We start from the raw sequence: 13,865 nt of genomic DNA on the forward strand, positions 1-13,865 counted from the left end.
GCCAGCCTGTTGCCGCCAGCAGCTACGCAAGCGGCACAGTCAGCGTGCAACCGCCACATCAGTGCGCGTAATTCGATTCTTGCGCATCGCCGCGGTCTTCCGCTTTTGGACGGCCCTGGGCGTCGGACAAACGATACTTGGTGCGGCGGTCGCCCATCAGGTCGCGCAGGTCACGGATGCTCATGCCCGTCACTTCGTGCATGCGGATCAGCAGCGAGGCGCCGACCGGCAAGCGGTGGTGGCGGATCTTGCTGATGACGGGTGGCGCCACTTCCAGCAGACGCGACAGGGCTGCATCGTTTTTCAGCTGCATCTTGCTCAGCAGAATATCCAGCAGGTGGTTCGGGTTGTAACTCTCTTGCGATGCTAATGCATGATGTGCCATGATTTTTCCTCGTCTGGTGAATGTAGAAAATAATGCCGATTCGAACTTAAGGCTGGCTTAGAGTGTTTAATTAAATAAACGTCTTTCCATCGGATTCAGCCTCCCCTCCTTATCGCACTGCCTGCACAGGACCTGCACAGCCACGCCCAGCCAAGGTACGCAGCTTGCCGCGTGAGTAAAGACACTAAAAGCACGTGCAATTCTCTGAAATGAATTGCATATAAGACAATATACTAGCCCAATCACGCAGCATCTGCGCCTCGCGCAAACTTCCTGATTGTTAAATATCAATCAAGCTGCTGGTTGGCTTGGCAACGATGCTATTTCAACACATTAGGATGCCAGCGGGCGCACACAAGGCTTTGCAGCAACTTGTTACAAATCAATGGTGTCGCACGGCAATAAATGCTTTTAGGCATTACTGAAAATGGGCGCATATGCAGGCGGCAACCTTGTCGGCAAGGTAAGTACAACATGGCCCGCCCCGGCGATTTACGCTAAACTATGGCCTGAACTTGCAGCGAGCCTGCCACCGGGTAGCCAGAGGCGCCCGGCCGGTCATCCACCGCGCCCGACCCTGAGCGGTCCCCTCTGCGCTGCAGCATCCTGTCCAACCCTCTTGTTTGCCGCCACACTTACCGATAAGCGCCCGACGCCATGCAGAAAAAAGTATTCATTAAAACCTTCGGCTGCCAGATGAACGAGTACGACTCGGACAAGATGGCCGACGTGCTGGGCGCCTCCGATGGCCTGGTGCGCACCGACACGCCGGAAGATGCCGATGTGATCCTGCTCAATACCTGCTCCGTGCGCGAAAAGGCGCAGGAAAAAGTGTTTTCCGACCTGGGCCGTCTGCGCGAGCTGAAACTGGCCAAGCCGCACCTGCTGATCGGTGTGGGTGGCTGCGTGGCGTCGCAGGAAGGCGACGCCATCGTCAAGCGCGCACCGTATGTCGACATGGTCTTCGGCCCGCAAACCCTGCACCGCCTGCCGCAGATGATCGAGTTGCGCCGCACCAGCGGCACCTCGCAAGTGGACATCAGCTTCCCGGAAATCGAAAAGTTTGACCACATGCCGCCGGCCAAGGTGGAAGGCGCCTCTGCGTTCGTCTCCATCATGGAAGGCTGCAGCAAATATTGCAGCTACTGCGTCGTGCCCTACACGCGCGGCGAGGAAGTGTCGCGCCGCTTCGAGGACGTGCTGACGGAAGTGGCTGGCCTGGCCGCCCAGGGCGTCAAGGAAATCACCCTGCTGGGGCAAAACGTGAACGCCTACCGGGGCGCGATGGAAGGCGGAGACATCGCCGACTTCGCCCTGCTGCTCGAATACGTGGCCGACATTCCCGGCATCGAGCGCATGCGCTTCGTCACCAGCCACCCGAAGGAATTCACGCAGCGCCTGATCGACGCCTACGCGAAGATCCCGCAACTGGTCGACCATTTATATCTGCCGGCGCAGCACGGTTCCGACAAGATCCTCGGCGCCATGAAGCGCGGCTACACGGGCCTCGAATACAAGTCCATCATCCGCCGCATCCGCGCCGTGCGCCCGAACATGGCCATTTCGTCGGACTTCATCGTGGGTTTCCCCGGCGAGACCCAGGCCGACTTCGACGCCATGATGAAGCTGATCGCGGACGTGGGCTTTGACAACAGCTACAGCTTCATCTTCAGCAAACGCCCCGGCACGCCGGCCGCCAGCCTGGAAGACGACACGCCGCATGAAGTCAAGCTGGCCCGTTTGCAGCAGCTGCAGGCCGCCATCGACGCCAACACGCGCAAGTACAGCCTGGCCATGGTGGGCACGGTACAAACCATCCTCGTCGAAGGCCGTTCGAAGAAGGACACAATTGATCGTGAACTGCAAGGCCGCACGGAAAACAACCGCGTGGTCAACTTCGACGCCGGCCCCGACGGTTTGCAATTGATCGGCCAGCTGGTCGACGTGCGCATCACCGAAAGCCATTCCTACACCCTACGCGGCGAACTCGTCGCCAGCGCACCCGCATTGAAAAGAGCCAGTTGAAAACCAAAGCCCCGATACAGCCGCATTACTTCATCCCCGAGCCGCTCGACAACACGCGCCTGGCGCACCTGTGCGGCCCCCTCGATGAAAACCTGCGCCAGATTTCCGCCGCCCTCGACGTGACGATCTTCCGCCGCGGCGAGAAATTCATCGTCGGCGGCAGCAATGCCGAACGCGCCGTGGAAATCCTCGAACAGTTCTACGCCATCGCCAACAAGGTCGTGCCGCTGGAAGAAGTGCAACTGGCCCTGGTGGAGCAGCGCGCGGGCCTGTCCGCCGCCTCGGAACACCACGCCAACGCGCCCGCCAGCACCTTCGTCGAGCCAGACATCGCCAGCCCCGTGCTGAAAACGCGGCGCTCCGACCTGCGCGGGCGCACGCCGCACCAGATCGCGTATTTGCGCGACATCCTCGAACACGACATCAGCTTCGGCGTCGGTCCGGCCGGCACGGGTAAAACCTACCTGGCCGTCGCCTGCGCCGTCGATGCGCTCGAGCGCGATGCCGTCAAGCGCATCATCCTGACGCGCCCCGCCGTCGAAGCGGGCGAGCGCCTGGGCTTCTTGCCGGGCGACCTGGCGCAAAAGGTCGACCCGTACCTGCGTCCCCTGTACGACGCGCTGTACGATCTGCTGGGCTTTGACCGCACGCAAAAGCTGTTTGAAAAACAGGTGATCGAGATCGCCCCGCTGGCCTACATGCGCGGACGCACCCTGAACCACGCCTTCGTCATCCTCGATGAAGCGCAAAACACCACCGTCGAACAGATGAAGATGTTCTTGACGCGCATCGGCTTTGGCAGCAAGGCCGTGGTGACGGGCGACGTCACGCAAGTCGACCTGCACAAGAGCCAGACGAGCGGCCTGATCGACGCCGTGCATGTGCTGAAAGATGTGCGCGGCATCGGCTTTACGCAATTTAACAGCACCGACGTGGTGCGCCACCCGCTCGTCGCACGCATCGTCGACGCGTATGAAACGGCGCAGGCGGCCAACGCCGACGCCGCCCACCTGCCCTCCTTATTGAAACCAGCTGCCGCCAAAAATGTCCGAAAAAAATAAACTGTCCTTGTCCGTGCAATACCCGGACACCCGCCTGGAAACCCTGATCACGCGCCCGAAAGTGCGCCGCTGGGTCAAGGCGGCCCTGTTCGCGCCGGCCGAATTCACCATCCGCTTCGTCGACGCGGAAGAAGGCCGCAGCCTGAACCGCGACTACCGCGAAAAGGACTACGCCACCAACGTGCTGACCTTCGCCTACAACGAAGGCGAAGAACTGGCCGAGGACGAGCCGACGCGCGCCGACATCATCCTGTGCACGGACGTGCTGGAAAAGGAGGCGCAAGAACAGAAGAAAAGCGTGGAAGAGCACACGGCCCATTTGATCGTCCACGGCGTGCTGCATGCGCAGGGCTACGACCACATGGATGACGAGGAAGCGACCGAGATGGAGGGCCTGGAAACGGACATCCTCGCGAAACTCGGCATTACCGACCCGTACAAGGAGTAAGCGCATGGGAACCTGGGCCACAGACGCCTTCGGCAACGACTACGCCATGGATTGGGCGCAGGACTTGCACGAATATAAAACCCTGGAACTGGTCGAGACGACGCTCGACAACGTCATCGACAGCCAGGAAGCGGCACTCGAAGCGCCATTCGCCGCCGAAGCGCTGGCCGCGCTGGACGTGATCGCGCGCCTGCAGGGCCAGCCTGGCGAGGGCGAGGATGACCCGGCCACGGCCGAAGTGGACGAATGGGTGGCCGCCTGCAAGAAGAAGGTCACGCCGCCGCTCTTGGAAAAAGCGCGCCTGGCCTTCGAGCGCATCACGGCCGAGTCGTCGGAACTGCGCCAACTGTGGCAGGACAGCGAGCATTTCGCCGACTGGCAGGCCGACGTGGCGGCCCTGCGCGCGCGCGTGCTGGGCCAGGAAGCGGCCTGAAAGATCGCGCAACGGCGCACTTCAACGTATTAAATTTGCATCAAAAGCGGGGAAATCCGGTATTCCCCCACTTTTGGTGTATCCTATATCCCTTCGCAACAACGGCTCACGCCTCCTATGCCCGAGCACCCTAGTGGCGTCAGAACTGACGTCAAGCCCCACCGGTCACTGTTTGAACGCCTGACCGCACTCATATCCCCCGAGCCAGAGAACCGTGCAGAATTGCTCGAAGTTCTACACGATGCGCATGAACGCAAGCTGATCGACGCCGACGCCCTGTCGATGATCGAAGGCGTGTTCCAGGTATCGGATCTCTGCGCGCGCGACATCATGATTCCCCGTTCGCAAATGGATGTCATCGACATCAGCAAGCCGATCGAGGAATGGATGCCGGAAGTCCTGTCGACCGCCCACTCGCGCTTCCCCGCGATCGAAGGCGAGCGCGACAAGGTCATCGGCATCCTGCTGGCGAAAGACTTGCTGCGTTATTACGCAGAAGAAACTTTCGACGTGCGCGACATGCTGCGCCCCGCCATCTTCATCCCCGAATCGAAACGCCTGAATGTGCTGCTGCGCGATTTCCGCGCCAACCACAATCACATGGCCATCGTCGTCGATGAATACAGCGGCGTCGCCGGCCTGATCACCATCGAAGACGTGCTGGAACAGATCGTCGGCGACATCGAGGACGAATACGACTTCGACGAAGCCGAGGACAATATCCTCTCGCTCAAGGAAGGCCAGTTCGGCCCCCGCTGGAGAGTCAAGGCGCTGACCGAGATCGAACAGTTCAACGAAGAAGTGGGCAGCCACCTGGTCGACGACGACGTCGACACCATCGGCGGCCTCGTCTCGAAGTACCTGGGCCGCATGGCGCACAAGGGCGATATTTTCGACCTGGGCAATCTTCGCTTCGAGGTGCTGCGCGCCGATGCGCGCCAGGTGCACGTGCTGCTCGTCGAGCGCCTGCCCAACGTGCCGGAACTGGAACTCTGACATGCGCGTGCTGTAAATGCGTTTCAGACGCGTCGATCCCAACGCCCCCGCCAAACCGCCCCTCAGCACGTGGGCGCGCATGCTGACTGCCGCCATCGCTGGCGCCGTCGCCGTGCTGGCGTTCGCCCCTTTCGGCTACTGGCCCCTGCAAATCCTCAGCCTGGGCGTGCTGTTCTACCAGGTGCTGCGCGCATCGAACGTCAAGGCCGGCGCGCTGATCGGCTGGGCCTATGGCTTTGGCTGGTGCGCGGCCGGCACGCACTGGCTGTATATCTCCATGCACCGCTATGGCGACATGGCCGCGCCGATCGCCGCCATCGCCGTGGCCCTGCTGGCCCTCCTGATGGCCATTTACGTGGCCCTGGCCATGGGCGCGGCTGCCTGGCTGCGCCAGCGCTGGGTGCTGTCCCTGCCCGCCATGACCCTGCTGGTGCTGCCCGCCACCTGGACCCTGTTCGAATGGACGCGCGGCTGGCTGTTTACGGGTTTCCCGTGGCTGGCCACCGGTTACGCCCACAATGCCAGCCCGCTGGCCGGCTTTGCTCCCATCGTCGGCGCGTATGGCCTGGGCTGGCTGGCGGCGTTGTCGGCCGGCGCTCTGCTGCTGCTGACACACCGCACGCGCTGGTTTGCGCTGGGCGGCGTCATCGCCCTGTACGCGGCCGGCATTGGCTTGCAGTACGTGGCCTGGACGCACCCGGTCGGACGCCCGATCACCGTGCGCCTGCTGCAAGGGAACGTGCCGCAGCAGCAGAAATTCGATCCCGGCTTCGTGCTGGGCGCCCTGCAGATGTACCAGAGCGCCATCACCAGCGCGCCGGCCGATCTGATCGCCACGCCGGAAACGGCCGTCACCGTGCTGCCGCACCAGCTGCCGCCCGGCTATCTGGATAACCTGGCGACGTATTCACAGCAGACGGGCAGCACGATTTTGGTCGGCATGCCCGTGCTCGACGAGCAGCAGCGCTTCTACAATGCGGCCGTGGGGATCACGCCCAACGGCACGCCGGGTCCGTACTACCAGTACCGCAAGCACCACCTGGTGCCGTTCGGCGAATTCGTGCCGCCCGGCCTGCACTGGTTTGTCGCCATGATGGCCATCCCGCTGGGCGACATGGGCCGCGGCGCGGAAGTCCAGGCGCCTTTGCCCGTGCGCGACCAGCTGGTGCTGCCGAATATCTGCTACGAAGATTTGTTTGGCGAGGAAATCGCGGGACAGCTGGCCAGCGCCCACCGCCATGGCAAGCAGTCGGCGTCCGTGCTACTCAATATCTCGAACCTGGCCTGGTTTGGCGATTCGATCGCCATCCCGCAGCATTTGCAGATTTCGCAGATGCGCAGCCTGGAAACGGGCCGCCCGATGCTGCGCTCGACGAACACGGGCGCCACCGCCGTCATCGACGGCAAGGGCGTGGTACAAAGCCTGCTGCCGCCGGAGCAGCAAGCGACCCTGGCGGCCAAGGTGCAAGGCATGGGCGGCATGACGCCATACATTCTGTACGGCAATAAACTGGTGCTGGCCCTGGCCGCGCTGGCCCTGCTGACGGCCTTCCTGCTGTCGCGCGCCGCCCGCCGTGGCCGCGCCGCGCAGCAATAAGCGGCCGATATTGCCCGAAGAGTCACAGTGGGCCCGTAAAAACCGCTAAAATTAGCAAAACCCCGGCCCGGACGCGCTTCCAAGCATGCGTCCGGGCTTCAAGCAAACCTTAACAAAGCGCAGCCTCCCGCGCGGCGAACTCATACGATGCTCACATTTCAACAAATTATCCTGACCTTGCAAACCTATTGGGACAAGCAAGGTTGCGCCCTGCTCCAGCCTTACGACATGGAAGTCGGCGCCGGCACCTTCCACACCGGCACCTTCCTGCGCGCGATTGGTCCGGAACCGTGGCGCGCCGCGTATGTGCAGCCGTCGCGCCGCCCGAAAGATGGCCGCTATGGCGAAAACCCGAACCGCATGCAGCACTACTACCAGTACCAGGTGGTGCTCAAGCCCGCGCCGGAAAACATCCTCGACCTGTATCTGGGTTCGCTGGCCGCCCTGGGCCTGGACTTGCAGCAGAATGACGTGCGCTTCGTCGAAGACGACTGGGAAAGCCCGACCCTGGGCGCCTGGGGCCTGGGCTGGGAAGTCTGGCTGAACGGCATGGAAGTGACCCAATTTACCTATTTCCAGCAAGTGGGCGGCCTCGATTGCAAGCCCGTGCTGGGCGAAATCACGTACGGCATCGAACGCCTGGCCATGTATCTGCAAGGCGTGGAAAACGTGTATGACCTGGTGTGGACGGAGTGGGAAGAAAACGGCACCACGAAAAAGCTGACCTACGGCGACGTCTTCCACCAGAACGAGGTGGAGCAATCGACCTACAACTTCGAGCACGCAAATACGGACCTGCTGTTCGAACAGTTCGGCAACTACGAAGCGGAAGCGAAGCGTTTGATCGAGCTGCAACTGACCCTGCCCGCCTACGAAAAGATCATGAAGGCTTCGCACAGCTTCAATATGCTCGATGCGCGTGGCGCCATCTCGGTAACGGAACGCGCCGCCTACATCGGCCGCGTGCGCACCCTGTCGCGCCTGGTGGCACAAGCGTATTACGACTCGCGCGAGCGCCTCGGTTTCCCGATGCTGCCCGCCGCAGACCAACCCGCCGCCGCTTGATCGCCTAGCTCATACACCGCCGTACCAGACAAGAACACCATGAACCAAACACTGCTCATCGAACTGCTGACCGAAGAACTGCCGCCGAAAGCGCTGGCCAAACTGGGCGCCGCCTTCACGGCCGGCATCGTCAACGGCCTGAAGGCGCGCGACTTCCTGGAAGCCGACAGCGTCGCCACCAGCTACGCCTCGCCGCGCCGCCTGGCCGTCTCCATCACCAACGTGCGCGAAGTCTCGCCCGACAAATCGATCCGTGAAAAAGTCCTGCCCGTCTCCGTGGCGCTGGACGCGAACGGCAACGGCACGCCGCCGCTGGCCAAGAAACTGGCCGCGCTGGGCTTCCCCGACCTGACGGTGGCCGAGCTGGAACGCGCCGCCGACGGCAAGGCTGAAAGCTTCTTCTACACCTACACGGCGCCAGGCAGCCAGCTCGCCACCGGCGCGCAGGCGGCATTGACGGAGTCGGCCGCCAAGCTGCCGATTCCAAAACTGATGAGCTATCAGCGCCCGGACGGTACCACCGTGCAATTCGTGCGCCCAGCCCACAGCCTGATCGCCCTGCACGGCATCAATATCCTGCCCCTGACCCTGCTGGGACTGACGGCCGGCCGCACCACCCTGGGCCACCGCTTCCTCACCGACGGCGAACCGATCACCATCGCGCACGCGGAAAACTATGCGCCGTCCCTGATCCTCAACGCCAGCGTCATCGCCAGCAACGAGGAACGCAAGGAACGCATCCGCGCCCAGTTGCTGGACAAGGCCGGCGCCGACCAGGTGCTGATGCCCGAAGCGCTGCTCGATGAAGTCACGGCCCTGGTCGAATGGCCGGTCGTGTATGAATGCCACTTCGAGGAAGAATTCCTGGCCGTGCCACAGGAATGCCTGATCCTCACCATGCAGACGAACCAGAAGTATTTCGCGCTGACGGACAGCGAAGGCAAGCTGCGTTCGCGCTTCCTGATCGTCTCGAACATCGAGACGGACACGCCCGAGCACATCATCGGCGGCAACGAGCGCGTCGTGCGCCCGCGCCTGTCCGACGCCAAGTTCTTCTTCGAGCAAGACAAGAAGAAAACCCTGGCATCGCGTCTGCCGCTGCTGGCCAACGTCGTCTATCACAACAAGCTGGGCACGCAAGCGGCCCGCACAGAGCGCGTCAAGTCGCTGGCCGGCGCCATCGCCGCCAAGCTGCAATATGACGTGGCCCTGGCCGAACGTGGCGCCCTGCTGGCCAAGGCCGATCTGCTGACCGACATGGTGGGCGAATTCCCTGAGCTGCAAGGCATCATGGGCACCTACTACGCGCGCCATGACGGCGAACCGGAAGAAGTGGCGCTGGCCGCCTCCGAACATTACCAGCCGCGCTTTGCCGGCGACAGCCTGCCAACCACCGGTACCGGCACCGCCGTGGCCCTGGCCGACAAGCTCGAAACCCTGGTCGGCATCTGGTCCATCGGCCTGGCGCCGACGGGCGACAAGGATCCGTTCGCGCTGCGCCGCCATGCGCTGGGCGTGCTGCGCATGCTGCTGGAAAAACGCTTGCCTTTGTCGATCCAGGGCTTGCTGGCGGATGCGGCCGCGCAGTTCGCAGCCGTTCCCGGATTCAAGGACCCCGTCGCGGATGTCACCACCTTCATGCTGGACCGCCTGCGCGGCATCCTGCGCGAGCGCGGTTTCTCGCCGAATGAAATCGAAGCCGTCGTGGCGCAAAACCCGGACCGCCTGGACGACATCGTGCAGCGCCTGGAAGCCGTGCAGGCGTTTGCCGCCCTGCCGGAAAGCGCCTCGCTGGCAGCGGCCAACAAGCGCATCACGAACATCCTGAAAAAGAACGAGGAAGCCGTGAGCCAGGTCGCCGCCGGCGGCGTCAACGTGGCACTGCTGCAGGACGAGGCGGAGAAAAAACTCGCCGCCGCCGTCTCGCGCGTGCAGCCGGAAGTCGATGCAGCCTTTGCCGAGGGCGACTTCACCAGCACCCTGCAAACGCTGGCGCAGCTGCGCGACGACGTCGATGGCTTCTTCAACGATGTGATGGTGATGGCCGAGGATGTCGCCCTGCGCAACAACCGCCTGGCCTTGCTGTCGTCGCTGCACGGCATGATGAACCGCGTGGCCGACATTTCCAAGCTGGCGGCATAATGGGCACGCCGGCGCTGAAACTGATTATTCTCGACCGCGACGGTGTCATTAATCATGACTCGCCGGACTTCATCAAGTCGCCTGCCGAATGGCTGCCGATACCCGGTTCGCTCGAAGCGATCGCCCGCCTGAACCAGGCTGGCTATCGCGTGGTCATCGCCTCGAACCAGTCGGGCATCGCGCGCGAATATTTCGACATGACGGTGCTCAACGCGATCCACCAGAAGATGCACACCCTGGCGCAGCAGGTGGGCGCCGATATCGACGCCATCTTCTTTTGCCCGCACGCGGGCGCGGACAATTGCGACTGCCGCAAGCCGAAACCGGGCATGTTCCATGAAATTTCGCAGCGCTACAACACCAGCCTGAAAGGCGTGCCCACAGTCGGCGATTCGCTGCGCGACCTGCAGGCCGGCTTCATCAGCGGCTGCGTGCCCTACCTGGTCTTGACGGGCAAGGGCGAAAAAACCAACGAAACGGGTGGCCTGCCGCCTGGCACCCAGGTCTTCCCCGACCTGGCCGCCGTCGTCAGCCACCTGCTCAAGGCGCCCGCGGCATCGGCGCCCGCCGTGGCATTGAGCATCTAATCTTCGGAGAACCGCATTGCGTAATATTTCCCTGTTCCTGCGATCCCTGCTGTTCATGATCATCATGATCGTGGCCACCATCGTCTGGGCCTGCGTGTGCTTTTTTGCCGCGCCATTGAGCTACAACAAGCGCTATTGGGTCACCTCGCGCTGGAACGTGTTTATCCTGTGGTGTGCCAAGGTCATTTGCGGCATCCGCTACGAAGTCAAGGGCGCCGAGAACTTCCCCGATGCGCCAGCCATCGTGCTGTCGAAGCACCAGTCGGCATGGGAAACCATCTTTTTGCTTCCCAGCCTGCCACGCCCGCTCGTGTATGTGTTCAAGAAGGAGATTTTGTACATCCCCTTCTTCGGCTGGGCCATGGCGCTGCTGCGCATGATCCCCATCGACCGCAAGCAGGGCAAGCATGCGTTCAAGAGCGTCGTCGCGCATGGCAAGCGACGCCTGGCCGATGGCCAATGGATTATCATGTTCCCTGAAGGCACCCGCATTCCCGTCGGCCAGGCGGGCAAGTACAAAAGCGGCGGCACGCGTCTGGCGATTGCCACGGGCGCCGTGGTGGTGCCGATTGCGCACAATTCAGGCGAGTGCTGGCCCAAGCAGTCATTCCTCAAACGCCCGGGACTGATCACCGTCTCGATAGGCAAACCGATTTCGCCGGAAGGGCAAACCCCGGACAGCATGATGCAACAGGTGGAAAATTGGATAGAATCAGAAATGCGCGTCATTTCGCCTCACGCCTACAACGCTGGCTAGACGGCATCAGCGCGGTCATCCAGGAGCCGACACTGCGCCAGCAGATGAAGACCATCAAGGTCGGCGACCAGCAACTGGATTTGTTCGCGCATGACGTCTCGACCAGCACGCCCCCGGCGGTGCGCCCCACGGCACCGCCAGCGCCGCCCGTGGAGGCAAAGCCTGTAGTTCCCCTGGCGCCGCCACCGGCGCCTGCCACGCCTCCCGCGCGCCCTGTCCTTCCCTCCCCGCCACGCACCGCCGATGGCCCGCCATTGCGCCAGCTGCAGCTGGGCAGCCACCTCGTCGAATTCGCCCTGCGCCGCTCCACGCGCCGTTCCATCGGCTTCATGATCGACGATAACGGCTTGCGCGTGACGGCGCCCAAGCGCGTCACCCTGGCCGAAATCGACAACGCCATCCGCGCCAAGCAGAGCTGGATCGTCTCGAAGCTGCTGGAGCGGGGCGAGCGCAAGGTGCAGCGCCAGCAGCGCCCGCCCGTGGCCTGGGTCGACGGCGCCGTGCTGCCTTACCTCGGCGGCGAGATCACCTTGCGATTGCACCAGGCGCCGCGCCACCGCGCCAGCTTCCAGCGCGAGACGAATGAGCTGCACGTATGGGTCACGCCCACGGGCAGCGAGCAGCAATTGAAGGAAAAAGTGAAGGGCTGGTTCCAGCACGAAGCGCGACAGCTGTTCGAGGCGCGCCTGGACGTGTATGCGGACAAGCTGGGGGTGCGCTACGATTCACTGTCGCTATCGTCAGCCGGCACGCGCTGGGGCAGCTGCACCATCGAGCGCAAGATCCGCCTGAACTGGCGTTTGATCCACTTCGCCCTGCCGCTGATCGACTACGTAGTGGCGCATGAACTGTCGCACCTGCTGGAAATGAACCACAGCCCCCGCTTCTGGGCCACCGTGGAGTCGATTTATCCCGATTACGATGGCGCCAAGCAGGCGCTGAGAAAACGCTCGCAGGAGTTGCCGGTGCTGTTTACGTAGGTGCCTGTCGGATTACGCTCTACGAGCTAATCCGACCTACAGTCACGTAGGTCGGATTAGGCCGCAGGCCGTAATCCGACAACATTGTTGGCCGCGCATACATCACGCCAACAGCGGTTTGATCGCAGCGACGGTGCGCGGCGTGGCCCCACGGTGCTGCGCCGCAAACGCCAGCGCCTTTTGCCCCATCGACGCCAGCTGCGCCGGATCCTGCAACAAGGCCGACGCCTGCGCCATCAGCGCATCGGCGTCCGCCACCCGCGCGGCACCGCCGGCGGTGATCGCCTGTTCGGTCACCAGCGCGAAATTGAAGGTGTGCGGGCCGATCAGCACAGGCTTGCCCAGGGCCGCCGGCTCGATCAGGTTTTGCCCGCCCAGCGGCAGCAGGCTGCCACCGACGAACGCGCAATCGCAGGCCGCGTAATAGGCAAACATCTCGCCCATCGAGTCGCCCAGCAGCACTTGCGTGCCCGCAGCGACGGCATCGCCCTGCGCCAGGCCAGACCTGCGCTGCACGGCCAGGCCCTGCGCCGCGATCAGTTTTTCCACCTCGTCGAAACGCTGCGGATGGCGCGGCACGATCAGCAGCAGCGCATTCGCAGGCAAGTTGGCACGGGTATAGGCATCGAGAATCAGCTGCTCTTCCCCTTCGCGCGTGCTGGCGCATAGCAGCACGGGGCGCGGGTGGGACGATGCATCGATGGCGCCGCGCAGCCATGCCCCCGTCGCCAGCGCCGCCTCGGGCACGACGACGTCGAACTTGATGCTGCCCGTGACCACCACGTCCCGCACGCCCAGCTGGCGCACGCGATCGGCGTCGTCCTGCGTCTGCGCCGCCACCAGGGTGATGCCGCGCGCCGCATCGGCGATGAGTTGACCCAGGCGCTGCGCCTTGCCCAGCGAGCGCTGCGACAAGCGCGCATTGGCCAGCACCACGGGCACTTTGTAGCGATTGCATTGGTGGATCAGATTCGGCCACACTTCCGTCTCCATCAGGATGCAGATACGCGGCGCGAAATGGCGGATGAAACGGGCCGGCATGGCGCCCGTGTCATACGGCAGATAGCTTTGCACGAGGCGCGCGCCGTGTTTCGCGAACAGGGATTTACCAGTGGCGCGCCCCGTCGGCGTCATGTGCGTGAGGACGATGCGGCACGCGGGCCAGGCGGCCAGCAGCGCATCGATCAGCGGCTCGGCCGCACGCGTCTCGCCGACGGAGACGGCGTGCAGCCAGATGGTGTCAGGAAGAGGTGCCGGCTGACGGCCGTAACAGCCCAGGCGCTCGCCCCAGTGCTGGCGGTAGCCGGGTTCCTGGCGTCCGCGCAGCCACAGCCGCGCCAGCACCAGGGGCAAGGCCAGCCACCAGGCGAGGGTATAAAGAAGTCGCAT

Annotated in this window: 13 protein-coding genes; 11 read left to right on the plus strand and 2 right to left on the minus strand. The window is 63.2% G+C overall.

Features of this window, described 5'->3' with window-relative positions; genetic code table 11:
* Positions 1-58: 58 nt before the first annotated feature.
* A complete protein-coding gene (locus tag KO539_RS06585; RefSeq protein WP_034746769.1) occupies positions 59-385 on the minus strand; it encodes a hypothetical protein in 327 nt (108 codons plus the stop codon).
* A 657-nt stretch (positions 386-1,042) separates the two neighbouring features.
* Here KO539_RS06585 and miaB point away from each other — a divergent pair.
* From miaB to KO539_RS06640, 11 genes are all read left to right on the plus strand, one after another.
* A complete protein-coding gene (miaB, locus tag KO539_RS06590; protein ID WP_219307969.1) occupies positions 1,043-2,410 on the plus strand; it encodes a tRNA (N6-isopentenyl adenosine(37)-C2)-methylthiotransferase MiaB in 1,368 nt (455 codons plus the stop codon).
* Positions 2,407-3,471: a PhoH family protein gene (locus tag KO539_RS06595; protein ID WP_034746759.1), complete on the plus strand. Its 1,065-nt coding sequence runs from the start codon at positions 2,407-2,409 to the stop codon at positions 3,469-3,471. Before miaB ends, KO539_RS06595 begins: the two co-directional genes overlap by 4 nt.
* The gene (gene ybeY, locus KO539_RS06600; RefSeq protein WP_219307971.1) at positions 3,455-3,919 is read left to right on the plus strand and encodes an rRNA maturation RNase YbeY; all 465 of its coding nucleotides are present in this window, start codon (positions 3,455-3,457) and stop codon (positions 3,917-3,919) included. Before KO539_RS06595 ends, ybeY begins: the two co-directional genes overlap by 17 nt.
* A gap of 4 nt (positions 3,920-3,923) precedes the next feature.
* Positions 3,924-4,352 (plus strand): DUF4259 domain-containing protein, encoded by a 429-nt coding sequence (locus KO539_RS06605; protein WP_219307973.1) that lies wholly within the window; start codon positions 3,924-3,926, stop codon positions 4,350-4,352.
* Positions 4,353-4,469: 117 nt separating this feature from the next.
* Positions 4,470-5,348, plus strand: coding sequence for an HlyC/CorC family transporter (locus KO539_RS06610; protein WP_034746750.1), 879 nt, complete (start codon positions 4,470-4,472; stop codon positions 5,346-5,348).
* Between the two features lie 16 nt (positions 5,349-5,364).
* Entirely contained in the window at positions 5,365-6,945 is a 1,581-nt protein-coding gene (lnt, locus tag KO539_RS06615) for an apolipoprotein N-acyltransferase (RefSeq protein ID WP_257626125.1), read from the plus strand.
* Between the two features lie 147 nt (positions 6,946-7,092).
* The gene (gene glyQ / locus KO539_RS06620) at positions 7,093-8,010 is read left to right on the plus strand and encodes a glycine--tRNA ligase subunit alpha (protein ID WP_176387428.1); all 918 of its coding nucleotides are present in this window, start codon (positions 7,093-7,095) and stop codon (positions 8,008-8,010) included.
* Positions 8,011-8,049: 39 nt separating this feature from the next.
* Positions 8,050-10,152, plus strand: a complete 2,103-nt coding sequence (gene glyS, locus KO539_RS06625) for a glycine--tRNA ligase subunit beta (RefSeq protein ID WP_219307975.1) — start codon at positions 8,050-8,052, stop codon at positions 10,150-10,152.
* The gene (gene gmhB, locus KO539_RS06630) at positions 10,152-10,739 is read left to right on the plus strand and encodes a D-glycero-beta-D-manno-heptose 1,7-bisphosphate 7-phosphatase (RefSeq protein ID WP_176387426.1); all 588 of its coding nucleotides are present in this window, start codon (positions 10,152-10,154) and stop codon (positions 10,737-10,739) included. The genes glyS and gmhB overlap by 1 nt, the downstream gene beginning before the upstream one ends.
* 16 nt (positions 10,740-10,755) lie before the next feature.
* On the plus strand, positions 10,756-11,496 hold the full coding sequence (locus tag KO539_RS06635; RefSeq protein ID WP_034746739.1) for a 1-acyl-sn-glycerol-3-phosphate acyltransferase: 741 nt from the start codon (positions 10,756-10,758) through the stop codon (positions 11,494-11,496).
* 44 nt (positions 11,497-11,540) lie between these two features.
* Complete coding sequence (locus KO539_RS06640) at positions 11,541-12,476, plus strand: M48 family metallopeptidase (RefSeq protein ID WP_219307977.1); 936 nt, start codon at positions 11,541-11,543, stop codon at positions 12,474-12,476.
* 102 nt (positions 12,477-12,578) lie between these two features.
* On the opposite strand, the gene waaA is transcribed toward KO539_RS06640, so the two are convergent.
* Complete coding sequence (gene waaA / locus KO539_RS06645; RefSeq protein WP_219307979.1) at positions 12,579-13,865, minus strand: lipid IV(A) 3-deoxy-D-manno-octulosonic acid transferase; 1,287 nt, start codon at positions 13,863-13,865, stop codon at positions 12,579-12,581.

The organism is Janthinobacterium sp. NKUCC06_STL (assembly GCF_019345455.1).
Taxonomy (GTDB): Bacteria; Pseudomonadota; Gammaproteobacteria; order Burkholderiales; family Burkholderiaceae_D; genus Janthinobacterium; species Janthinobacterium rivuli.

Bases quoted from the DNA above. Each gene is read 5' to 3' on its own strand.
- KO539_RS06585 (WP_034746769.1), bottom strand. From the start codon at position 385: ATGGCACATCATGCATTAGCATCGCAAGAGAGTTACAACCCGAACCAC.
- miaB (WP_219307969.1), top strand. From the start codon at position 1,043: ATGCAGAAAAAAGTATTCATTAAAACCTTCGGCTGCCAGATGAACGAG.
- ybeY (WP_219307971.1), top strand. From the start codon at position 3,455: ATGTCCGAAAAAAATAAACTGTCCTTGTCCGTGCAATACCCGGACACC.
- KO539_RS06605 (WP_219307973.1), top strand. From the start codon at position 3,924: ATGGGAACCTGGGCCACAGACGCCTTCGGCAACGACTACGCCATGGAT.
- KO539_RS06610 (WP_034746750.1), top strand. From the start codon at position 4,470: ATGCCCGAGCACCCTAGTGGCGTCAGAACTGACGTCAAGCCCCACCGG.
- lnt (WP_257626125.1), top strand. From the start codon at position 5,365: ATGCGTTTCAGACGCGTCGATCCCAACGCCCCCGCCAAACCGCCCCTC.
- glyQ (WP_176387428.1), top strand. From the start codon at position 7,093: ATGCTCACATTTCAACAAATTATCCTGACCTTGCAAACCTATTGGGAC.
- glyS (WP_219307975.1), top strand. From the start codon at position 8,050: ATGAACCAAACACTGCTCATCGAACTGCTGACCGAAGAACTGCCGCCG.
- gmhB (WP_176387426.1), top strand. From the start codon at position 10,152: ATGGGCACGCCGGCGCTGAAACTGATTATTCTCGACCGCGACGGTGTC.
- KO539_RS06640 (WP_219307977.1), top strand. From the start codon at position 11,541: ATGAAGACCATCAAGGTCGGCGACCAGCAACTGGATTTGTTCGCGCAT.
- waaA (WP_219307979.1), bottom strand. From the start codon at position 13,865: ATGCGACTTCTTTATACCCTCGCCTGGTGGCTGGCCTTGCCCCTGGTG.